Below are 22,608 nucleotides of genomic sequence, written 5' to 3'. Positions count from 1 at the left end.
ATGGCGGCTACATTTTGTGCTGCGATTCTGACAGGATTCGGTAGTTTCGGCGTAAACGCAGCATATGAATTAAGTGCTGAAGTAAAACAGCCGACCCCTGCCTTGCTTACTGCCACCGAAATCGGTGTAAAAGTGCGCGAAAACACAGCCATGCAGAATCTGCAAAACAAAGATGCCATTTTAATTACCAGCTTCGGTACTACTTTTAAAGATACTCGCGCCAAAACGATTGACGCCGTAGTCAATAAAATTAAGAAAGCCTTCCCACACAAAGAAGTTCGTGTTGCCTTTACCAGCCATATCATTATTGACCGCATCATGAAACATGAAGGTATCCAATATTACACCCCTGAACAGGCTTATGATAATCTGAAAAAGGACGGCTACAATCGCATTGCTATCGTTCCTTTCAATATCATCCCGGGAATCGAATATGACTACAGTGTAGAAGCGGCTAATCTCCAACAGAAAAATTTCAAAAAAATCGCTGTAGCAACACCGGTTATGTATTACATGGGTCAGGAAGACCAGCCGGATCAAATCAATGATTTTCTAAATGCGCTTAAATATCAATTGCCGCAACATATGCAGAAAAACGAAGCGGTACTCTTTATGGCACACGGTACCCCGCATCCGGGTAATGCGTTCTACGCAGTTATGCAGGACCGCATGGAAATGATGGGCATGAAGAACGCTTACGTTTATTCCGTAGAAGGCCGTCCTAACCTCGATGATGTGATTCCGCATCTTAAAGCCAATAAAATTCAAAAAGTAACCTTGATGCCGATCATGATGGTCGCCGGTGACCATGCCAATAACGACATGGCGGGTGACGAACCGGATAGCCATAAAATGATTTTGCAAAAAGAAGGTTTTAAAGTAAATACTTACATTCGCGGCTTGGGCGAAAATCCGAAAATCCAGGACTTGTTTGTAGAACGTGCCCGCGAAGCGGTACAAGCATTAGATACGAAAGAAGCAAAGGTTCCTTACACGCCGATGCATTCCAAAAAGCACTGAGTATGATATAATAAATGCGCCCTCATTGCAGGGCGCATTTATTATTGGAGGTAAATATGAAATCAATGATTAAAGTTTTGACTTTATTCTGTTGCTTATTACTTTTTGTAGGCTGTAAATCTACATCGACAGATGCCACGCAAAACGGTGCACAGACCTATCAATTTAAAGATCAATCTATCACTCTGCAAGAACGTCCCAAACGAGTTGTTACACTTTCTGATTCTTTATTAAACATGTACTATGCAGTCGGTGGCACTGTTGTTGCGCGCCCGACTTCAAATAATGAATTGCCGGAGGCCGCACAAAATGTTCCTGAAATTGGGCACGTTTCCCATATCAATTCAGAAGCTTTGATTGCCAATAAACCGGACTTAGTACTTGGACTTTCACAACAACACAAAAAATTGGAATCCATTCTCGAAGCCAATCATATTCCCCACCTGGTTCTCAACTACGAAGGAATCGATGACAATGTTCCGCTTTTAGAGTTTTTAGGAAGTGTGGCAGGAAACAAGGATAAGGCAAAATCAGTTATTAGAGATTATGAAAAAAGGATGCAGGAAGTAGTTGCCCTTGGTCATCAGCAAAAGCCGCTGCGTGTTGCTATTCTTCGTGCTACCGGCAAAGATGTGACCGCAGAAACACCTCTTGCCATTACCGCATCCATGATTAACAAGCTCGGCATGCAAAATGTACTTGCCGAAAAATCACTTCCGGCAGATGCGAAAACTATTCCGTACAGCTTGGAAGTACTTACTGCCGATAACCCTGATGTTATCTTTATTGTTACCATGGGCAAAATGGAACAAATTACAGCCCGTATGGCAGAGGAAATGACCAGCAACCCCGCTTGGAATCAGTTGCAAGCGGTACAAAAAGGTAAAGTATTCTATTTACCCAGCGAACTATACCTTCTTAATCCGGGCATCAAAACACCTGAAGCAATGCAAAACTTATTGGAAAAAGCGTATCCCGAGTTAAAGAAATAATAATAAAAAAGAGTGCTCATAAATGAGCACTCTTTTTTATTGCTCCGAAAAACGGGTTAAACCGTCAACATAACAATAAGGACTTCCGTCACGATCAGCAATTTCCGCTTCCACTCCGTACACATCACGCATCAATTTTTCCGTTAAAATGGCTTGCGGCGCTCCCCACGCATAAATTCCACCTTGTCCCAATACAAGCAGACGGTGCGAATATTTGGCGGCATGATTGACATCATGCAATACCATAACTACCGTTACTTCATTGCTACGATTAATACGTTGCAAAAGCTCCATGACTTCCAGTTGATGACTTAAGTCAAGATAGGTAGTCGGTTCATCCAGCATAATAATTTCCGGTTCCTGCGCCAACGCCATCGCGATTCGTGCTCGCTGGCGTTCGCCGCCGGACAATGACTGAATATTGCGGTCTTTCAAATGCCATACACGAGTATTCTGCAATGCTTCCTGCACAATTTTACGATCGTAATCACTTTGCGGCTTCCACCACGCCTGATATGGATAGCGTCCACACCCAACCCATTCTTCCACCGTCATGTCGCCCGGCGGCGTAGCTGACTGCGGCAAAAAAGCGACCTTACGTGCAAGCTCAGACGGACTAAACTCTTCTAACTCCTGTCCCGAATACGCAACCTCTCCCTGATCACGCTTCTGAATACCAAGCATGGCACGTAACAGTGTGGACTTACCGCAGCCGTTCGCGCCGAGAATCGTCAAAATCTCACCGCGTTCCACTGTGTAGCTGATATCGCGAATGACGTTGTGTCCGCCAAAAGACACCGCCACATTATCTACTTTGATAATACTCATTCGCCCCTCCTCAGCAAGTATAAAAAGAAAGGCGCTCCGAGAAATGCCATAATAATTCCTACAGGTACTTCAATCGGTGCAAAGGCGACACGCCCCAACGTATCCGAAAGTACCATCACAGCAGCACCGCCGAGTACCGATCCCGGCAAGAGAAAACGATGATCACTGCCGATTAAAAGACGTACCATGTGCGGTACCACCAAACCGACAAAGCCGATCAATCCTGAAATACTCACAGCGGCGGCGGCAAGCAAAGCGGCTACACCTGTCATAAAAAAGCGTACGCGTTCGACGCGCATACCAAGTGAACGTGCGGTTTCATCTCCCAAACTTAAAATATTCAGCTGTTTTGCACCCGCAAATGCAATGAGAATACCGAGGATCGTATACGGCACAAGTATTTCGACTTGCGGCCAGCTGCGAGCGGATAAGCCACCGACCATCCACAACAACGCGCCTTGGACTCGGTCACCGTAAAAAATCAGCAATGCTGAAATACCGCTGCCCAAAAAAGCATTGACGGCAACACCGGCTAAAATAATCCGCAACGGACGAATCCCGTTTTTCCAGGCTAACGCATAAACAAACAAAGCCGATCCCATAGCGCCCAAAAAGGCAATGGGCGTGACAAGATATGTAAGATGCGGAAACAACACCAGCATAACGACACCGGCCAAACCCGCACCGCTCGACACCCCGACAATACCCGGATCGGCAAGCGGATTTTTCATAACGGCTTGCAAAATAGCGCCGGCCACTGCCAAATTGGCTCCGACTAATGCCCCAACCAAATTCCGCGGGAAACGGATATTCCAAATAATGGGTCCCGATGTGCCGCTGCGATCTCCTCCCAAGATTTCCAAAATGCGGGAAAGATCAATCGGCGTTGCGCCCAAAGCAAGACTTCCGATCAGCGCTGCTACCAAGATCACAGCCAATGTTATCAGCACAATCCATCGCCACGTGAAACGTTCTCCGCGTTTATCGGTAGCGTCTGCAGCTTTTACATTCATCATAAGAATTATTTATTCGGTTCAATGTACAGCATTTGCGTGCGCTGTACCAATAAATACAATAATGCATTAATCACGGAGGCCGCAATCGGGCTTCCGCCTTTATTCCCGCGAACAGTCACAAAAGGAACCGGCGCCTGCTCCACCAACGCTTCTTTCGACTCCGCGGCGCCGACAAAACCCACCGGAATACCGACGATCAGTGCCGGACGAATATTTTCTTCCGAGCATAAACGCAATACTTCATACAATGCAGTCGGCGCATTGCCGATCGCGACAATATTTCCATCCAATCGCTTCCCGTACGCGCGCATTGCCGCAATCGAACGAGTAATACCTTCCGCTTTAGCCGCTTCAGCGATCTCCGGTGCGGAAACCTGGCAAAAAACTTCTCCCCCCAGCTGTGCAAGTGCTTTTTTATTGATACCTGTGCGGACCATTTCAACATCACAGTAAATATCCGCACCATTTTTTAAAGCGTTGAGACCTGCGGCAACGGCATCCTGACTCGTAGTGACCAGTTTGGCATATTCCACATCCCCCGAAGCATGAATGGTTCGTGAGTAGACCGCAATCTCCTCTTCACTCAAATCCATACCTTCTAAATAGGGACGAATAATTTTCATGCTTTTATCTTCAATTTCCTTCGGCTGTTTTACGTACTCCATCATAATCCCTCCCATGCCTTAATAACGTCTTTAACCGATGTCAAAACAGGATATTCAGACCGGTTGATCGGCCGATCAATGACCACAATGGCCGCTCCTGTCTCCATCGCAGCCGCGAGTTTGGTATCGGTACCGCCAACGAGCCCACTATTTTTCATTACAATGACATCTGCCTGCGTATCAGTAAACATCGCTCGATTCATGGCCAATGAAAACGGCCCTTGTATCGCTACGATATACTTGGGCGTTAAGCCCAGGTCTTTGCATTGTGCAACCACTTCCGGCGTAGGCAAAACACGAGCCCATATTTCTTTGCCGGAAAGTGCTTTTGACTGCATAAAAACAGGCAATGTTTTAGAACCGGTCGTCAGATAAATGCGTTTTCCAAGCGATGCAGCAAGCTCAGCCGCTTCATATTCATCTTTGGCATGATATAAACGAGCGTAATCAGGGAGCGGTACTTCAGGACGCTCATATCGCAAATACCGAATGCTTGTAGCTTTGGCTGCTGCCTGCGCCATTTGCGAAACAATCGCCGCATACGGATGACTGGCATCTACCACGCAGTCAATCTGATATGTACCTATCAACTCTTCCATTTGGTCTTGGGTAAGTCGCCCTACCAACACCTGATCAACTCCCGGCGCTGCAAGCAATTTCCCATATTGACTGATTACCGTCACAATGACCTTTTCACCGCTGTGGCGTTTTAATTCTGCCGCCAATTCACGCCCGTCTTGCGTACCGGCAATGACCCAAATCATAATTCGTAGCCGCGCGGCGTAATCATTCGGCCGTTTTTAACAAATGTACGGCTATTACCGATGATAACTGTCGACTGCATATCCACATCTTGCGCGGCCAATTCAGCTAATGTTGTAATCGTATAGGACATCCCTGCGCGTCCTGCTTTGCGAACGATACCGGCCGGCGTTTTCGGATCTTTAATTGTCAATAAGATATCGCAAATTTCATCCAAATGCTTCGCACGGCCACGACTGCGAGGATTGTATAAGACAATCACAAAATCCCCTTCGCCCGCTAAACGTGCACGTTTTTTGATTAAATCCCACGGCGTCAAAAGATCACTCAAACTGATCACCGCATAGTCGTGCATTAACGGTGCCCCTAAAATCGCACCTGCCGTATTACCGGCGGTGAGTCCCGGAATAATTTCACAATCCGGATGTGCTTGTGCGGGGAGTTTGTCTATTAATTCCAAAACAAGTCCTGCCATACCGTATACGCCGGGATCTCCGGAAGAAACGACAACGACACGCTTTCCCTGACTGGCAAGTTCGACCGCGCGTTGGCAGCGATCAACTTCTTGCTTCATGCCGGTGCCGACTTGTTCTTTATCCGAAATCAGATCGTCAATCAGCTTCATATACGTATGGTATCCAACAACGATTTCTGCATCGCGAATCGCATCATGGGCGCGCGGCGTCAATTCTGCGGCGTGTCCCGGCCCGATTCCCACGACAGCGATGTAGCCTCGGCAATTGCCACCGTCGTTCGTTGAAATTTTGTTTTCGGTAAAAGCAGCTGTGACCTTTTTGTCTTCAGAATGGCTGCTGTTTCGCATACATTTCCCACTCCAATCGTATTCTTTACAAAGGAAGATTCCTCTAAATGATATTGTTCCGCCACTTTGAGTAGTGCTTCCGGCGGATAAAATGCAATCGGCCGCCGATACTGTTCCGCCAATGCAAGCAAACCGGCTTCATGTTCTTTCACAGTTGTCGAAACAATCCCTGCAAGAGCTAACGGACTGCGTCCAATTTGCGAGCACGCTTGGCATAGTGCGTCGGCAAGTATCTCTTGCAAAGTATCTTTTCGGCACCCCATACCGACCACCAACGTCGGTGGTCGCAAATACAGATGCGACAACGCAGGCCTTACATCGGTCCGATCGGTAATGACGACAGCTCCTACTGCCGCAGTTTGTGCAAGCTCTGCCAGCGGTTTTGCCGCAACGCCGAATGACGTCAGAATATTTTTTATCTCTGCTGCCAGCGGCATTCTCTCATCGACGAAATAGTCTACCGTTTCCCCGCGAGCAATCGCTCCATTGATCGTTTTCAAGGCGGAAATCGGCTCCACACGGGCTTGTAAATGACGAGCTATCGCATCCGGCGCAACTTTTCCGTGCACATCGGTCGCGGTGGTAATCACCGGTGTAGCGCCTATTATTTCTGCCACTTCGCGCGCATAGTCATTGGCGCCGCCCAAATGTCCGGAAAGAACCGAAATAACAAATGTTCCCAATTCATCCACACCAAGAATCGCGGGATCTACGGTTTTGTGCTGCACATGCGGCGCAATCGCGCGGACCGTGATCCCCAATGCCATGATGTAGATAATTAAGTCATAGCGCGTAAAAATATCCGTTGTGAGTGCCATAACACGCGTAAAGTACTTCGCTTCGGCACCGCTTGCGTACTCTTTTCTTTCATAAAGATCGACATCTGCTTGCAGCGAGGCAGCTATCTTTTCGGCAAGTTTGGCGCCGGCTTGAGAAACGGATATAATCGCACATTTCATGACTTCGGCACGTCCTCTTTCGCGTCACGGAACATATGACTGAACGATCTGTCATAAAGTTTTGATAAATGGTATTCACTTTGCAGTACTCGCCCGACAATAATCATCGCCTGGCGGATAACGCCGGCCTCGCGGACCTGATCGGCAATCGTTGCAAGAGTCCCACGCAAAATCTTTTGATCCGGCCAAGAGGCTCGAATCACTATCGCCACCGGTGTATCTTCGCTGTATCCGCCTTCGATAAGTTGCTCGACAACGTTATCCATCATTTGTACGGAAAGGAAAATGCACATCGTTGCCTGATGCTGCGCCAAGTACGAAAGGCGCTCCTTCTCCGGCATCGGCGTACGTCCTTCCAAACGAGTGATGATCACTGTCTGCGATACGTTCGGCAACGTATATTCCTGCTTTAATGCCGCCGCGCTGGCCAAAAATGAACTCACGCCCGGAATCACTTCGTATTCAATTCCCAGCGGTTTCAATGCATCCATTTGCTCTTGAATCGCACCGTAAATGGCAGGATCTCCTGTATGCACGCGCGCCACAATTTTACCCTCCGCGCAAGCTTTTTTTGTGACATCAAGAACTTCGTCCAAGTTCATCTGCGCGCTGTTATAAATCGTTGCGTCTTCTTTACAGTAGGTAAGAATTTCAGGATTCACCAACGAGCCTGCATAGATAACAACATCCGCCTCGCTGATAAGTCGCTGACCTTTCATGGTAATCAGTTCCGGATCACCGGGACCTGCCCCAATGAAATAAACTTGCGTCATACTTCCTCCTTCGTCAGTTGCGCCTGCACAATTAAAATTGGGCTGAGCGGTTGGTAAAGATGGTACGGCCCCGCCTTACGCAACCGATTAATCTGTACTTGTACCGCATCATATTGCCATTTCCGTTCTTTGCAAAGGGCAAGCAGCTGCGCCGTCGTTTCCGCAGTCACCGCTGTAGCCACAATTCTTCCACCTGTAGTCAGTAGCTCTTCCAGGCGGGAAAAAATGGCCGGCAATTGTCCACCCGAGCCTCCAATAATAGCGACATCGATAGGCGGAAGATCCCACAAAGCATCCGGTGCTTTACCGTGAATTATTTCAAGGTTGGTGCAACCGAACTGTTCCGCATTACGACGAATTAGTTCAACGCCCTCGGGATTTCGCTCAATCGCATAAACTTTCCCCTTTGTTGCAGCAAGCGCCGCCTCTATGCTGATTGAACCTGTTCCCGCGCCGATATCCACGACCGTGTCTTCCGGCCGGATACCCGCTTTGACCATAACCAGCGCACGAATCTCCGCTTTCGTCATCGGTACATTACCGCGAATAAATTTTTCATCCGCAAGACCAAATACTGAGCTCATCCTTGTACCACCACCACCGCTTCCGTAAAATCGGGCCATTCCGCCCCTTCTTCAAGAGTTCCTTCCTGCTTTCGTTCATCTTCATAGCTAATGCGCTCCAGCATCGCCACATGCGCTTCCTTAGGCCAGCCGGCAGACATCAACACTCGGCAAATAAAAGCACCGGATTGTTTCCGATCTGTCAAAAACGCAACTTTTCGCCCCGGTTCATACGCCAATTCGGAGTCATTCGGTGTACGACCGTGAAAACTCAACCAATCGGCATCCTGCCACGTTTCCGCTAATCGCGCAAATGCGACCTGCACGCTGGAAAGGCCTGGTATCACTTCGATTGCAACGTCCGGAAATGTTCGCTTCAGCCAGCCTAAAAGGCTGTAATAGCCGGGGTCGCCACTGACTAAAACTGCGACGCGAAGATGTTCTGAAAGTCGTTCCAATTCGGTTTTCAAATCGCCAAGCTTTCCCGTAATTGGAATTTTCTGCTGCCATTCAGAGGCCAGTGTGTCCAGTGCTCGGCGGCCGCCTACTACGGCATCGGCGGTGGCTATCTCTTTTTGTGCGGCGGGAATCATATACTCCGGAGATCCCGGACCGATACCGACCACTACGAGTTTCGTAACCACGGTTTAGCCTCCATAAATTCTTTGGCAAAACTGCTTTGCGCTAAAATTTCGCCCTGCATTGTCACAAATATCACGCCTACTTTAGCCTCTTCGTGCACAAAACGTTGGGCGCGCACCTGCGCACGTTCAGCGAGTTGAGGATAAATGGCCTCGAGATTGTTGGCCCGAATAATTTCTGCCGCACCGTCAGTCGTCGAGCAAGCAAGAATTTCTTTTACCGTTGCTGCATCTGCACCGTTCAAAGCGGCGTACGCTGCCAGTGTTTCCATGCGCCCGTCGCTCATGCGATTATGCGTATGAAAGCTCCCTGACGCGACTTTGATCAATTTTCCCAAATGACCGATCAAAATAATCTCTCGGATGTCTTTGTCCACGGCTTCTTCCAGCATAAAACCGATAAAGTTGCTGGTTTCAACGAGGTCGGTGACCGGTAAATCATAAATTTTACGAGCGGCATCATAACCAATCCGGCCGGGAGTCATAACGCACCAACGCTGATGCGCGGCACGCAAAACGGTAAATTGAGGAATTAATGACTTTTTATAGGCTTCTTCACTCATCGGCTTGACAATTCCTGACGTGCCGATAATGGAAATGCCACCCATGACTCCCAACACCGGATTCAGTGTTTTCTTTGCCAATGCTTCACCGGCAGGTACGGAAACAGTCACTTTCCAACCGGTGCCCTCATCCGCCAACTCTTCATAAACTCGCTTCATCATCCAGCGCGGTCCCGGATTGATCGCGGCATCTCCCACTTTTACTTGCAACCCCGGTCGCGTCACTGTCCCTACACCTACACCCGCGATAAAAGTGATTCCGGGCGTCGTTGTTACTTCAAGAGAAACGACAATCGGCGTGCCGTGCGTGACATCCATATCATCACCCGCATCTTTGATGACAGTCGCTGAACCGATGCCCTCAATCACTTGGCTTTTCTCAATTGGCAACGTCAACGCTCGATGCTGGGGCGACTCCACTGTAACAGTTTTTGGGAATTCTCCACGCAAGGCCAATGCAGCTGCTTTTAAAGCGGCCGCCGCACTGGTGCCGGTAGTGAACCCTTCTCGCAATTTTTTCTTTGCCATAATACTCAACGATAATTGACAAACTGTAAATCCACAGGGAAATCGGTTGCCTTCAATACGGCAATTACCTCTTGTAAAGCATCCTTATCTTTCCCCGTAACGCGAACCTGATCCGCCATAATTTGGGCAGTCACTTTAAGCTTCCTATCCTTGATCAGCTTGGTAACTTTCTTCGCGTTATCTTGATCCAATCCTTGTTTTAATTTCCACTCCTGACGAACTGTGCCACCTGAAGCCGGAACAATTTTCCCTTCATCAAGATTTTTCAAACTTACGCCACGCTTCACAAGCTTACCTCGTAACACCTCCTGCACAGCGCCCAATTTATACTCATCATCACTTACCAAAGTAATGGTGTCATCGGCAAATGTAAGTTCGCTTTTACTGTTACGAAAATCGTAACGCGTGGTAATTTCTTTGCGTGCTTGTTGCACTGCATTTGTTACTTCTTGCAAATCAACGGTTGAGATAACATCAAACGAATATTCTTTTGCCATTTCGTTCCTCCTTCAGACCATAGATATATTTATTATAGCATATACGAAAGGCTTTTCCGCTGGGATTGCATGCACTTAAAAAGACCTCACAAATGTGAGGTCTTTTTAAGTGATTAGTGTTTTTGTAAAAAATCCGGAACCGCAATGCCGCCGCGCGCATTCGCTGCGTAGTCCTGTTTTTTCTTCACATCTTCAAAACCGGTTGCAATGACGGTAATTCGTACTTCGTCACCCATCTCCGGATTAATGGACGTACCCCAGATAATATTTGCATCCGGATCAGCCGCGTCCGAAATAATTTGCGCCGCTTCGTTGATTTCGAGCAAGCCCAAATCATCACTGCCCGTAACACTGATAATAATACCTTTGGCACCGTCGATAGTGCGCTCCAAAAGCGGGCTCGAAATGGCCGCTTTAGCAGCATCTACCGCACGGTTTTCACCGCTGGCAGTACCAATACCCATTAGAGCTTCGCCTTGATCGGTCATAATCGTTTTGACGTCGGCAAAGTCAAGATTAATGACACCCGGTACAGTAATCAGGTCGGAGATTCCTTGCACGCCTTGACGTAACACATCGTCGGCCATACGGAACGCATCCTGGATGCTGACTTTTTTATCTACGGCTTGCAACAGACGCTCATTCGGCACAATGATGATGGTATCTACTTTTTCTTTCAAATATTCAATACCGGAATTAGCATTGCGCATACGTACAGTGCCTTCAAACATAAATGGCTTAGTAACTACGGCAACGGTTAATGCGCCCATTTCTTTCGCGCATTCTGCTACGATCGGTGCACCGCCTGTACCCGTACCACCGCCCATACCGGCTGTTACGAAAACCATGTCAGCACCCTGCAACGCTTTCATGATTTCTTCCTTGCTTTCTTCCGCCGCTGCTTCACCAATTTCAGGTTTCGCTCCGGCGCCAAGACCTTTGGTCAGCTTTTCGCCTAATTGTAATTTTTTTTCTGCTTTCGACGTATCCAAAATTTGGACTTCAGTATTGGCCGCAAGAAAATCGACACCTTGCACATTGGCCTCGATCATTCGATTCACTGCGTTATTGCCGGCGCCGCCTACACCGATCACTTTAATATTCGCCAAGTCACCCATCCGACTTCCTCCTTCTGTTTGCCGTGTGTTGATTGTTCTTTGCAATTCACTCATTATGAATTATTTTACACTATTTAACGGGAAAACGCTACTTATCTGACACCGGTTTTTCTTTCATTTAGCCAAATTCTCCGGATGGCCGCCGTGTTATCAAAAATACGCAATCCGAAACTCAACAGCGCCACATAGTAAATATCGATTCCCAATCGACTCCCGATAAAAACAAATAGCATCGCCACTAATGCATTGACAAAGAAACCGCTGAAAAAAATCGTGTGATCGTATTTCCCTTCCATATACGAGCGAACCCCTCCGAACACACTGTCCAAGCAGGCCATAATCGCTACCGAAAGGAACGGAGCATAGGAGATGGGAATCGCCCAGGGAAACCACATTCCCATCACAATTCCGAGAAACAAGCCGCCCAACATTAAGGCTACAATCATTTCGCCACCCCCGGTATTGCCTTTGCAAATTCCTGTTTACTCGGTCCGATATACGGATTGATTTGCAAGTTATTACTGGTCTCGATAGACACATTAATACCCCAATACTTCAAAGTATCTACCACTCCTCCGCGGAACTCCAGCGCCGATCGTAATAACTTCGGATCTCCAATTGCTTTGACTTGAAACGGAGTGCTGAACATTTTGCCGTTTACAGTAACTGTAGGACCGGCACAACGAATTTCACTCGTTCCAATCAAACGTTGTTCGTTTAGCGCAATGGCTTCCGCACCGGCAGCGCGTAATTCATTGATGACTTTTAAAATATCCTCATCATGTACGACATAAAGATTTTGGTTTTCACCCATCTTAAGCGGCTGCTTGCTGTCTTCAATCGTGACCACTACGCCCGGCCCCTCTACCGCAGTCAGACCGGCTCTGAATTTTAATTCATCCTGTTCACGTGTGGCGTCCGGTGTCAAACCTTCTGCCTGCAATTCTTGCAGCTCCTTCACTAAATCAGTTTTTTCCTGCTCGACCCGCATTAATTGCTGATACAAGTCTTCCACACGCATATTCATTGTCGTTGCTTGCATTTCTTTGTTGCTTTTATATTGCAATGACAGCATCATGCCCAAAATAACGCTGACCGCAAGCAACGCAACCGTTTTTGATTTCATTGCTGCCTCATTTCAATTTGATGTAGGGCGCACCTACATTGACGTCCACATAATCAACCGTCAAGTTTCGCAAGCGAATATCTTTCAACATGTTTTCGGATAATGGTGCCTGCTCGGCTGCATTTTCTACTGTGCCCAAATGAATCGGTATGTCATCACGTGTATACGCAATCAACTGCGTCGTGTCCCCGATATTAATTTCCGAGATTTGTTCGCTTCCTTTGAGCGAAAGATAGGACAAATACGCCAGTGCTTTTCGCAAGGCATCATCAGTAACCGTATCACCCAATAAGACATTGCCCAATTTTTTGCCGGTAATGAAAGGCACGTCCGTCCGTGTAATAGTCGGTCCTTCGGCAATAACTAAACCCGTTTTATCAAACACCGCAAAACCAAATTCCGTCGCGACGACGGCAATCGGACGACGTTCTTCCACCTGAATACGAATGGTTGCGGGAAACTCCCGATCCACTTTAGCGGAAGCAATCCGTAAATCACCGTTCAACCGACGGGAAATATCGGCTGTAGCGAGTTGTACAACGTTGATCGGACGTGAAATTTTGGCAACACGAAAAATCTCGTCTTGTGAAAGAACTTGCAGGCCTTCTACTTTAACACTGCCAAATGAAATCGGCGCCAGCGCCAGTAACAACAAAAGTCCAACAATGACCACTGCCAACCAAGCATAGGTGCCGCGTTTTCTATAAAAGGGTTTTTCATTCCGTGATTGCTGTTTCGGTCTTTTGCGTCGTCTTCTACGCGGCGGCTCCGGCTGTCCTTTCTCGACATTTTGTTCCAGTGGAACAACGGATGTTACCTCACCGTGTCGCTGCCGACGGAATGTTTCAAAATCCATATGCTGTGCCATTGATTACAATTTCTGGCACCCGGCGGTGCTTAAAATCGCTTCGCAAAGCGTCAGGAAGTCCATGCCTACAGCGTTAGCCGCCTTCGGCACTAAACTTGTTACCGTCATACCGGGCACAGTATTCACTTCCAAAATAAACGGGTTTCCTTTTTCATCCGTCATAAAATCGACACGTGCAACACCTTCACAATTCATCAAGCGATATGTCTGCTGTGCCAATTCTTGTAATTGCACCTGCAATGAATTGTCAATCGGCGCCGGTACTAAATAATCCGTCGCACCCGCCGTATACTTCGATGCATAATCATATACCCCTGAATGCGGTACGATTTGAATGACCGGTAATGCTTCTCCATTGAGAACAGAAGCGGTAAACTCATCGCCAAATAAATATTCTTCTACGACAATCCACGGATCATACTTAAACGCATCTTGCACCGCACGCGCAACTTCGCTTGCCTCGTGAATCACGCTGACTCCGATCGTTGAACCTTGGTTGGCGGCTTTAATCACAACCGGCAAAGTAAAACGTTCCAAAATATCCGCTACAATCATTTCCATTTCTTCTTCCTGGCGGTAAATGGAAAAAGGCGCCGTCGGCAAATCTGACTGGACAAAAAGTCGTTTACTGATAACTTTATCCATTGTTAAAGCACTGGCCAAAGGCCCCGATCCGGTGTAGGGAATGCCGAGCATTTCCAAAACGTTTTGAATAGCGCCGTCTTCCCCGTACTTACCATGCAACGCATTAAAAACGACTTGCGGTTGCACTTTTTGTATATCATTCAAAAAAGTTCGCGGATTAAATTCAAGCGTAGTTACTTTGTACCCTCCTTCTACCAACGCTTGTGCAATCGCAGCACCTGTGCGTCGGGAAACTTCCGCTTCCGTAGATGGGCCGCCCATAACCACCAAAATATCTTTAGTTTTGTCCCACAGTTTCATCCTGTTGTTCCCACCTTTGTTTAACCAGGTAACTGCATTCATTAATATTGCCCGCTCCCATCATAATAATAAGATCGCCGGGCTTACGAATGGTATCTAAGTACTCCGGAATCGTCGCTATATCCTGCACGTAGCGCGCTTCGTCTCCCGTTGCCTTTACCATATTCGGCAATAAAGTACCATCGACATTATCCCGCGGATCTTCACCGGCAGCGTAAATGTCCGTAAAAACCGTCAAATCGGCATCATGAAATGCGTCTGCAAATTCGTTTCGTAATAAATCCGTACGCGAATAACGATGCGGCTGAAACACACAAATCACTCGCTTCACGCCAATTTCTTTAGCGGCGGCAAGCGTCGCTTTAATTTCTGTCGGGTGATGCGCATAATCAGTAACCAACCAGTAGTTAGCGCTCCGATATAGTGTTTGAAAACGTCGTTTTGTGCCGGTAAAGTGCCCCAATGCCGCAATAATATCCGGTAACGATAAACCGGCCGCAAGAGCCGTCGCAATCGTTGCTAATGCGTTAAGCACGTTATATTTGCCCGGAACCTGCAGCATCACCTTCCCTAAACGTTGCTGTTCTTTGACCAAGGTAAAATGCAGACAACCGTCGACATATGCTAAATCAGTGGCCGAGTAGGTTGCCTCCGGAGAAAACCCGTAGGTAACATAAGCACACTTAACCTGTGGTAACAGTTTGCGAATAACTTTGTTTTCTATACACAAAATAGCTCGGCCCTGTTTTTCATCCAGGGAATGAATGAATTCCACAAAAGCTGCTTCCAACCTTTCCATCGAGCCGTAGTAATCTAAATGATCATCTTCAATATTGGTAACTACCGCAAAAGCCGGTCGAAGTTTTAAGAATGATCCGTCGCTTTCATCGGCTTCGGCAATAACATGCGGACCTTTCCCCGCTTTCGAATTGCCTTTTAAGTAATCTACTTCGCCCCCGATAACGATGGTCGGATCAACGCCGGCTTCTTCAAAGACCTGCCCCAGCATGGATGTGGTTGTGGTTTTACCATGTGCTCCGGCGACGGCAATGCCGCAACCGTCATTTAAAATAGCTGCTAAAATATCCGAGCGATGCATGACAGGGATACCTTTTGCTTTGGCTGCCACCACTTCCGGATTGTTCGGGCGAATAGCCGTGGATACAACAACTACGTCAGCCCCATCCACATGAGAAGCATCATGGCCAAGATAAATGACCGCTCCGTGATCACGAAATTTTGCAAACACCGCGTCGTCTTCCTGATCGGAGCCGGTAACCATATAGCCTCGTTGTAACAAGATATAGGTCAGCGCACGCATTCCCACGCCGCCAATTCCTACAAAATGAAATTTTTTATATTGATCCAAATTCATTGTTTTATCCCATCATTGAAAGTGCTAATTTCGCAATGTCTTCCGCCGCTTGCGGTCTACCTAAAGAACGGCTGGCAGACGCCATCGCCTCTAAACGTGTTCGGTTTTGTCGCAACGATTCTATCGTCTCATATAACAACGCACCGGTCAAATCTCTATTTTCAATAACCACCGCTGCACCTCTTTGCGCCAAGACCGCTGCGTTACGTCGTTGATGATCCGCAGCTGCATACGGATACGGCACCAAGATCGACGGCCGACCGAGCGCCGTAAGTTCGGCCAATCCCACCGCGCCGGCACGATACACCACCAAATCGGCCGCTGCCAGCGCATCGGGCATAGTATGTAAATACGGATATACCCGCAAATGCTTATGCTTTTCGCCGGTTAACGTGAATTCCTGCATGAACCTTTCGTACTCCTGTTCACCGGTAACATGCATCACTACTATTTCTGTATTCGTTTGGTAACGTGTGAGGACTTCCTGCATCGCTTGGTTAATTACCCGTGCACCGCGACTGCCGCCGGCAGCAAGCAGCACGAATGCATCTTCGGACAGTCCCAACCGATTTCTGCTGACATCTCGTTGCGCGGCTAAAATTTCCCGACGCACAGGATTTCCTGTCACTACAATTTTTTTAGGTTGATGAAACTGTGCTGCCGCCTCTTCATAGCCAAGCGCAATTTTACGAACCACCTTGGATAGCAGACGATTGGTGATCCCCGGCACCACATTCTGTTCCTGGATCAGTGTCGGGACACCGCGCAAAGCCGCAGCCAATAACATTGGCCCGCAAACATACCCGCCGGTACCGATCACAATATCCGGACGAAAGTCTCGCAAAATAGCTCCTGCCTTCACTACACTTTGCAAAGCTTCCCAGGCCGTTTTTCCATTTTTTGGTGTCAGTCGGCGCTCAAATCCGTGCAGACGTAAACTTATAAACGGGATACTCGCTTTGGGAACCAGTTCCGTTTCTAAGCCATTTTCACTGCCGACATATAAGAATTCCACATCTGTTACTTGGCGAATCGCATCCGCAATCGTCAGCGCGGGATAAATGTGCCCGCCGGTACCGCCGCCGGAAATAATTACTCGTCGCTTCATTAATTCTCCAACTCCGCTACTAAGCGACAAAAGTCACGCCCACGTTCCTGATAATTATGATACTGATCATAGCTCGATGCGGCCGGAGAGAAAAGCACCACCGTCGCATTATTTTTTTGTGCCAACTTCTGTGCTTTTTTGACCGCCTGCGCTAAATCACCGGCAAGTTCAATATTGGAAATTCCTTCTTTTTGAGCAGCAATAGAGAAACGCTCTTTACTATTCCCTAAGAAAACGATGCCCTTGCATTTCCGGGCAACCTGCATCAAAAGCGTTAAATCTGTTCCTTTATCATACCCCCCGGCAATCCACACGAGCGGCTGACTAAAACTTTGTAAAGCTTTTATTGTGGCATCCGTGTTCGTTGCTTTGGAATCATTATAATAAGTAATTCCTTCCTGTGTGGCTACATTTTCTACCCGATGCGGCAAGCCTTTAAATACACGTAAGACGCCCCGTATTACGGAAAGCTGTACACCCGCATGCTGTGCCATAAGTGACGCGGTGAGAATATTTAACCAATTATATTCACCTTTCAATAAAAGCTCATCGGCACTCAACAATACTTCCGGCACTCCGTTTGCATTTAAATACAATACATTGTCTTCTACATAGGCTCCGTTTTCTACTTTTCCTGCTGTAGAAACCCAAAGAATACGACTTTGCGCCTTCTCGGCAAAAGCGCGGCAATACGGATCCTGCGCATTTAAAATCAACACATCATCTGTTGTCTGGTTTTCAAAAATACGTGCTTTCGCCTGTACGTAAGAATCCATGTCACCATGACGCTCAAAGTGATCCGGTGTAATATTCAAAACCGCCGCCACATGAGGACGAAAGCGATCAATCATTTCCAATTGAAAGCTCGATACTTCAGCCACCACGATACCATCCGGAGAAAGTTCGCTGACTTGTTCAGAAAGCGCTTTACCGATATTTCCTCCGACCACATTTTTAAGTCCGCCGGCCGCAACCATATCCCCTAATAACGTAGTGGTCGTCGTTTTTCCGTTCGTACCGGTAATCGCATAGATCGGTGCCTGTGAGAGTTCATACGCAACTTCAATTTCAGAAACGACCGGAATGCCTGCTTCCGTGGCTGCCACTGCCAAAGGGATCGTCGGTGCAATCCCCGGTGACATTATAATTTGTTCCACCCCTGCCAAAAGACTCGACTTTTGTGCACCGAAAACACATTCAATCCCCAGCGCCGTCAATGCTGCCGTTTTTTCTGCCGACAAATCCTTGACATCCGAAAGGATTACATTTGCTCCCGCTTTGGCAAGAGCCCGTGCTGCTCCGATGCCGCTGATTCCGGCCCCGATAACTAAAATTTTTGTGTTCGTATACTTCATGCTTATCACCGCTTCAAATTTTCCGCTCATTCACTCTAGATTGTTAAAGAAATACCGACGCCGACACAAAGTAACGCTGCCAGCCAAAAGGTATGAACCACCCTCACTTCCGACCAGCCTCCCAGTTCAAAGTGATGATGTAAAGGACTCATACGAAACAGGCGACGACCGGTAGTTTTAAATGATGCTACCTGTAAAATAACCGAGACCGCCTCCATTACAAACACACCGCCGATGATCACCAAAAGCAACTCTGTCCGCGTGACCAAAGCCAGTCCCGCAAACGCAGCGCCCAACGCCAATGACCCTGTGTCTCCCATAAAAACCTTTGCAGGATGGTAATTAAATGCCAAAAATCCTAAACAAACACCGGCCAACGCGGCGGAAAATTGCGCCAATTCTAAATCGCGCGCGCTGAGACTCAACCAAACAAATGCAGCCGCTACGAGTGCGCTGATACCGGCAGCCAAGCCGTCCAAGCCGTCAGTTAAATTAACTGCATTCGTCGTTCCGACGATAACAATCATTGCAAAAAGATAATAAAAGTTACCGAGCGATATATTGGTATCGAGTAACGGTATATGAAGCGATGTCGGTAGCCCCAGAGAATCTGTCAATGCATACGCAAAAATCGCCGCCAAAAAAATTTGTCCGGCCAGTTTTTGTTTTGCAGTCAGCCCCAAGTTGCGATGGTGCAGTGCTTTGATAGCATCATCACTCAGACCGAGAGCAAAATGTCCCAGTATTAAAAAAAGTAACCAACCGTAAGCCGGACTCCAATTCCCGGCCAAAAGCAATGTTGTGAGAAATGCCAAAATCATTAAAATGCCCCCCATGGTTGGGGTGCCTGCTTTTTTGCGATGGGATTGCGGCCCTTCTTCCCGCACTTCCTGGCGCGCATTTAATCGGCGTAAAACCGGTAAACCGATCGCACCGAAAAGCAACATAAACAGTGCGCCGAACACACATACCCAAAAATTTGAATAAATACTCATACGGCCGTCCTTTTATTATTTATTCCATTCAGTTACCAAGGTGTCTAAACGCAGTGCGTGTGACCCTTTGATTAAAACAATATCGCCTACCTGCAGCAGCGACTTTAACAGCGGCATTACTTCACTTGTGTTGGTAACACTACGTACATTCACATGCGCCTGTTTTTTTACTGCATCCCCCAGCGCATGGGCTAACGGACCGACGGTAATGAGCTCCGTAATCCCTGCCGAAATCACCGCAGCGGCAAGTTCTTCATGCATAGCCACTTCATCCGGCCCCAACTCCAGCATATCGCCAATCACTGCAACGTAACGTCCCTCGCCAAATTGGGATAAGGATGCCAGCGATGCGGCCATGGAAAGCGGATTGGCATTATACGCATCATTAATGAAACGGACTCCGTTTCGATCTACGACTTCCTGACGAAGCTCTCCGGATACAGCCTCCGCAAGTGCCCGCTGAATGCGATTTGCCGGCAACCCTAAAACACGCGCGACAGCCACCGCCGCTAACGCGTTAGCCACATTATGAGCGCCTAAAAGCGGTAAGGCGACAGGAAATACTTCATCAAAAATTCGGCAGGTAAATTTAGTTTTGCCAAGTCCGTATTGGATATCGAGCGCCTGCACATTTGCCTGCGGCTCAATTCCGTAACTAATCACTCGCCCACGACAAACGGATGCCATGTTGCGTACCCGTTTATCATTCCAGTTTAACACAGCCGTACCATTTTCTGGAATGGATTCAATTAATTCTTGCTTAGCGGCGGCAATGGCGTCCTGACTCCCAAGCCGTTCCAGATGCGCCACACCGACATTCGTAACTACGCCGACCGTCGGTGCCGCAATTTCTGCTAAACGCTTGATCTCGCCACGAGCACGCATCCCCATCTCAACCACACACACTTCATCTTCCGGTTGCAATGAAAGTAACGTCTGCGCTAAACCGATTTCGTTATTATAATTTTTTTCAGTCTTATGCACTCTGAACTTTTGCGCAAGTACACTTGCGATCAATTCTTTAGTAGTCGTTTTTCCGCTGGAACCGGTAACGGCAATGACCGGCAGCGCAAAACGACGACGATGATACGCGGCAAGATCTTCCAATGCGCGACGTGTTTGCTTGACTCGATACACAGCCACTTCTTTGGGCAACTCCACAATATCCTGATCGCAGAGCACCGCCACAGCGCCATTCTCCACCGCTTGCTGCAGGTAGTCGTGTCCATTGAAGCGCTCCCCTTTTAACGGCACAAACAGGCTTCCGGAAAGTTCGCCGCGAGTATCCGTACGTATATTGTCTACCGCTACATCTTCAGGCCCTTGCAATTTTACGGCTGCCGTTGCTTGAATGATTTCCGCTTCTGTAAATTCCGCCATATTATTCTCCCCGCAGTGCTTTACGCGCTACTTCACGATCATCAAAATGAATGGTACCGCTATTCAAAATTTGATATGTTTCGTGCCCTTTTCCTGCGATCAAAACGACATCCCCCGGTTGTGCCTGGTCAATAATTTTATGAATGGCGGCGGCACGATCCACTTCGCATGCAATCGCAACTTTTGCAGAAGCGTTTTGTTGTGCGCCGGCATAGACTTCTCGGACAATTTGTTCAGGATTTTCGCTCCGTGGATTATCACTTGTAATAATAATAGAGTCCGCCAGTTTTGCGGCAACACCACCCATAATCGGACGTTTTTTTGCATCTCGATCGCCACCGCAACCGAAGGCCAATAACACTCGTCCATCGGTAATCTCACGGGCGGTTCGCAAAATATTTTCCAAACCGTCCGGCGTATGGGCATAATCAACGATAACTGTAAAATTCTGCCCCTCATCTACCCGCTCAAAGCGTCCCGCCACAGCGATAAAACTGGCCATACTGGCAAGTACTTGCGGCATGGCAATCCCCTCCATAAGAGCGGCACCTACCGCTGCCAAACTGTTGTACACATTAAACATACCGCTACTTTGGATCGTAAAAGGCCATTGTTGTCCACTATAATGCAATGTGCCCTTAGCTCCTTGTGCGGAAATGGCGACGTCGCTGATATATAAAGCGGCGTCTTTATTTTGTCCATATGTAAGCAAACGACAGTGGGAATGCAACACGGGATCTTGCATAACCTTACTATACGAATCGTCAGCATTGATCACTGCCGCCTTCGCTTCATTGCCTTCACTTTCCGCTACCATCGCAAAAAGCTTTGCTTTCGCCGCGGCATAATTATCCATTGTTTTGTGAAAATCCAAATGGTCCTGCGTCAAGTTGGTAAATACCGCGGTATCATATTTGCAGCCGGCCACACGGCCCAATGCCAATGCATGGGAAGATACTTCCATTACAACATGAGTAACGCCCGCCTCACGCATGCGAAATAATGTGTTTTGCAGCAAATCGACGTCCGGAGTTGTATTATGCACCGGCTCGGATACTCCGTTGATTACAATATTTACCGTACCGATAATGCCTACACAATATCCGGCATCTTCTAAAATATGTGCGATCATATGCGTGACCGTAGTTTTACCGTTCGTTCCGGTGACGCCGATCATTCGCAATGAGCGCGCCGGATAGTCGTAGAAAAATGGTACCATAGCCTGCATGGCCATCACCGTGTCGGCGACAATGATTTGTGTCAGTTCCGGAAATGCATCCAAGTAATGGTCGCAAATAATCGCAACGGCGCCGTTAGCCATGGCGCTGTCCACAAACTTATGTCCGTCCACATGCGCACCGCGCAAGCAAATAAAAAGTCCATTGGCTTTTATTTTGCGGGAATCGGTGCTGAGGTTAGTAATTTCCCTTTCCTTATTCCCTCGACACACACCATTCTCCAAGACCTCTACTAATTGCGCGACTGTTTTCATCATAAACTCCTTAGTTAGAAAATAAGAAAGCAGCCTCACGGCTGCTTTTAATCCCGAATTTTATCCGATGGAGTAACACTGCGTGCAACCACGGTACTTGCTTTAGCGCTGCTGTAAACAGCCTGTGCGGGAATAGTCATCCCCAATTCCGTCTCCGCGATTCAAGGCATTGTCCGGAGCCACCGATGGCGTCGGTACGGCATTGCAGCAGGCCGG

General features: G+C 47.8%; 24 protein-coding genes. 2 read left to right on the top strand and 22 right to left on the bottom strand.

The features are described 5' to 3' along the window. A complete protein-coding gene (locus RDN69_RS02320) occupies positions 1-1,020 on the top strand; it encodes a sirohydrochlorin cobaltochelatase (protein ID WP_288218207.1) in 1,020 nt (339 codons plus the stop codon). Between the two features lie 56 nt (positions 1,021-1,076). Then, on the top strand, positions 1,077-2,012 hold the full coding sequence (locus tag RDN69_RS02315) for an ABC transporter substrate-binding protein (protein WP_273260065.1): 936 nt from the start codon (positions 1,077-1,079) through the stop codon (positions 2,010-2,012). Positions 2,013-2,048: 36 nt separating this feature from the next. Here RDN69_RS02315 and RDN69_RS02310 read toward each other — a convergent pair whose 3' ends face one another. The 22 genes from RDN69_RS02310 to RDN69_RS02205 form a co-directional block, all read right to left on the bottom strand. Next, positions 2,049-2,840: an ABC transporter ATP-binding protein gene (locus tag RDN69_RS02310; RefSeq protein ID WP_273260063.1), complete on the bottom strand. Its 792-nt coding sequence runs from the start codon at positions 2,838-2,840 to the stop codon at positions 2,049-2,051. Further along, the gene (locus RDN69_RS02305; RefSeq protein ID WP_374042370.1) at positions 2,837-3,856 is read right to left on the bottom strand and encodes a FecCD family ABC transporter permease; all 1,020 of its coding nucleotides are present in this window, start codon (positions 3,854-3,856) and stop codon (positions 2,837-2,839) included. The genes RDN69_RS02310 and RDN69_RS02305 overlap by 4 nt, the downstream gene beginning before the upstream one ends. A gap of 5 nt (positions 3,857-3,861) precedes the next feature. After that, positions 3,862-4,521, bottom strand: a complete 660-nt coding sequence (locus RDN69_RS02300; protein ID WP_308530281.1) for a precorrin-8X methylmutase — start codon at positions 4,519-4,521, stop codon at positions 3,862-3,864. After that, positions 4,521-5,285: a precorrin-6A reductase gene (gene cobK / locus RDN69_RS02295; RefSeq protein WP_273260059.1), complete on the bottom strand. Its 765-nt coding sequence runs from the start codon at positions 5,283-5,285 to the stop codon at positions 4,521-4,523. The genes RDN69_RS02300 and cobK overlap by 1 nt, the downstream gene beginning before the upstream one ends. After that, entirely contained in the window at positions 5,282-5,971 is a 690-nt protein-coding gene (cobJ, locus tag RDN69_RS02290; protein ID WP_034436278.1) for a precorrin-3B C(17)-methyltransferase, read from the bottom strand. Before cobJ ends, cobK begins: the two co-directional genes overlap by 4 nt. After that, positions 5,968-7,065, bottom strand: a complete 1,098-nt coding sequence (locus RDN69_RS02285; protein ID WP_273260057.1) for a cobalt-precorrin 5A hydrolase — start codon at positions 7,063-7,065, stop codon at positions 5,968-5,970. The genes cobJ and RDN69_RS02285 overlap by 4 nt, the downstream gene beginning before the upstream one ends. Beyond that, entirely contained in the window at positions 7,062-7,838 is a 777-nt protein-coding gene (cobM, locus tag RDN69_RS02280; protein ID WP_024049010.1) for a precorrin-4 C(11)-methyltransferase, read from the bottom strand. The genes RDN69_RS02285 and cobM overlap by 4 nt, the downstream gene beginning before the upstream one ends. Then, positions 7,835-8,422, bottom strand: a complete 588-nt coding sequence (cbiT, locus tag RDN69_RS02275; RefSeq protein WP_036467450.1) for a precorrin-6Y C5,15-methyltransferase (decarboxylating) subunit CbiT — start codon at positions 8,420-8,422, stop codon at positions 7,835-7,837. Before cbiT ends, cobM begins: the two co-directional genes overlap by 4 nt. Next, a complete protein-coding gene (cbiE, locus tag RDN69_RS02270) occupies positions 8,419-9,045 on the bottom strand; it encodes a precorrin-6y C5,15-methyltransferase (decarboxylating) subunit CbiE (protein WP_024049012.1) in 627 nt (208 codons plus the stop codon). The genes cbiT and cbiE overlap by 4 nt, the downstream gene beginning before the upstream one ends. Beyond that, complete coding sequence (cbiD, locus tag RDN69_RS02265) at positions 9,027-10,133, bottom strand: cobalt-precorrin-5B (C(1))-methyltransferase CbiD (protein WP_024049013.1); 1,107 nt, start codon at positions 10,131-10,133, stop codon at positions 9,027-9,029. The genes cbiE and cbiD overlap by 19 nt, the downstream gene beginning before the upstream one ends. 5 nt (positions 10,134-10,138) lie before the next feature. Continuing rightward, complete coding sequence (locus tag RDN69_RS02260; protein ID WP_024049014.1) at positions 10,139-10,630, bottom strand: YajQ family cyclic di-GMP-binding protein; 492 nt, start codon at positions 10,628-10,630, stop codon at positions 10,139-10,141. A 113-nt stretch (positions 10,631-10,743) separates the two neighbouring features. Beyond that, a complete protein-coding gene (gene ftsZ / locus RDN69_RS02255; RefSeq protein WP_024049015.1) occupies positions 10,744-11,748 on the bottom strand; it encodes a cell division protein FtsZ in 1,005 nt (334 codons plus the stop codon). Positions 11,749-11,840: 92 nt separating this feature from the next. Next, the gene (locus RDN69_RS02250) at positions 11,841-12,194 is read right to left on the bottom strand and encodes a small basic family protein (protein WP_024049016.1); all 354 of its coding nucleotides are present in this window, start codon (positions 12,192-12,194) and stop codon (positions 11,841-11,843) included. Next, the gene (locus tag RDN69_RS02245; RefSeq protein WP_024049017.1) at positions 12,191-12,874 is read right to left on the bottom strand and encodes a DUF881 domain-containing protein; all 684 of its coding nucleotides are present in this window, start codon (positions 12,872-12,874) and stop codon (positions 12,191-12,193) included. The genes RDN69_RS02250 and RDN69_RS02245 overlap by 4 nt, the downstream gene beginning before the upstream one ends. A gap of 7 nt (positions 12,875-12,881) precedes the next feature. Beyond that, complete coding sequence (locus RDN69_RS02240) at positions 12,882-13,742, bottom strand: cell division protein FtsQ/DivIB (protein WP_024049018.1); 861 nt, start codon at positions 13,740-13,742, stop codon at positions 12,882-12,884. A 3-nt stretch (positions 13,743-13,745) separates the two neighbouring features. Beyond that, positions 13,746-14,687 (bottom strand): D-alanine--D-alanine ligase, encoded by a 942-nt coding sequence (locus RDN69_RS02235; protein ID WP_159821833.1) that lies wholly within the window; start codon positions 14,685-14,687, stop codon positions 13,746-13,748. After that, positions 14,665-16,062, bottom strand: coding sequence for a UDP-N-acetylmuramate--L-alanine ligase (gene murC / locus RDN69_RS02230; protein WP_288218206.1), 1,398 nt, complete (start codon positions 16,060-16,062; stop codon positions 14,665-14,667). The genes RDN69_RS02235 and murC overlap by 23 nt, the downstream gene beginning before the upstream one ends. Before the next feature lie 4 nt (positions 16,063-16,066). Continuing rightward, the gene (gene murG / locus RDN69_RS02225; RefSeq protein ID WP_288218205.1) at positions 16,067-17,170 is read right to left on the bottom strand and encodes an undecaprenyldiphospho-muramoylpentapeptide beta-N-acetylglucosaminyltransferase; all 1,104 of its coding nucleotides are present in this window, start codon (positions 17,168-17,170) and stop codon (positions 16,067-16,069) included. Next, positions 17,170-18,525 carry a UDP-N-acetylmuramoyl-L-alanine--D-glutamate ligase gene (gene murD / locus RDN69_RS02220; RefSeq protein WP_288218204.1) on the bottom strand — a complete coding sequence of 452 codons (1,356 nt, stop codon included), beginning with the start codon at positions 18,523-18,525 and terminating at the stop codon, positions 17,170-17,172. Before murD ends, murG begins: the two co-directional genes overlap by 1 nt. A gap of 35 nt (positions 18,526-18,560) precedes the next feature. Continuing rightward, the gene (mraY, locus tag RDN69_RS02215; protein ID WP_024049023.1) at positions 18,561-19,520 is read right to left on the bottom strand and encodes a phospho-N-acetylmuramoyl-pentapeptide-transferase; all 960 of its coding nucleotides are present in this window, start codon (positions 19,518-19,520) and stop codon (positions 18,561-18,563) included. A gap of 15 nt (positions 19,521-19,535) precedes the next feature. After that, positions 19,536-20,900, bottom strand: coding sequence for a UDP-N-acetylmuramoyl-tripeptide--D-alanyl-D-alanine ligase (murF, locus tag RDN69_RS02210; RefSeq protein ID WP_288218203.1), 1,365 nt, complete (start codon positions 20,898-20,900; stop codon positions 19,536-19,538). A gap of 1 nt (position 20,901) precedes the next feature. Beyond that, positions 20,902-22,392 (bottom strand): UDP-N-acetylmuramoyl-L-alanyl-D-glutamate--2,6-diaminopimelate ligase, encoded by a 1,491-nt coding sequence (locus RDN69_RS02205; protein ID WP_159822389.1) that lies wholly within the window; start codon positions 22,390-22,392, stop codon positions 20,902-20,904. Positions 22,393-22,608 lie beyond the last annotated feature (216 nt).

Source organism: uncultured Negativicoccus sp. (genome assembly GCF_902480485.1).
In the GTDB taxonomy this organism is placed as follows: domain Bacteria; phylum Bacillota; class Negativicutes; order Veillonellales; family Negativicoccaceae; genus Negativicoccus; species Negativicoccus succinicivorans.
The sequence above is the reverse complement of the archived record's forward strand: the minus strand, read 5'-3'. Positions and strand labels throughout refer to the sequence as shown.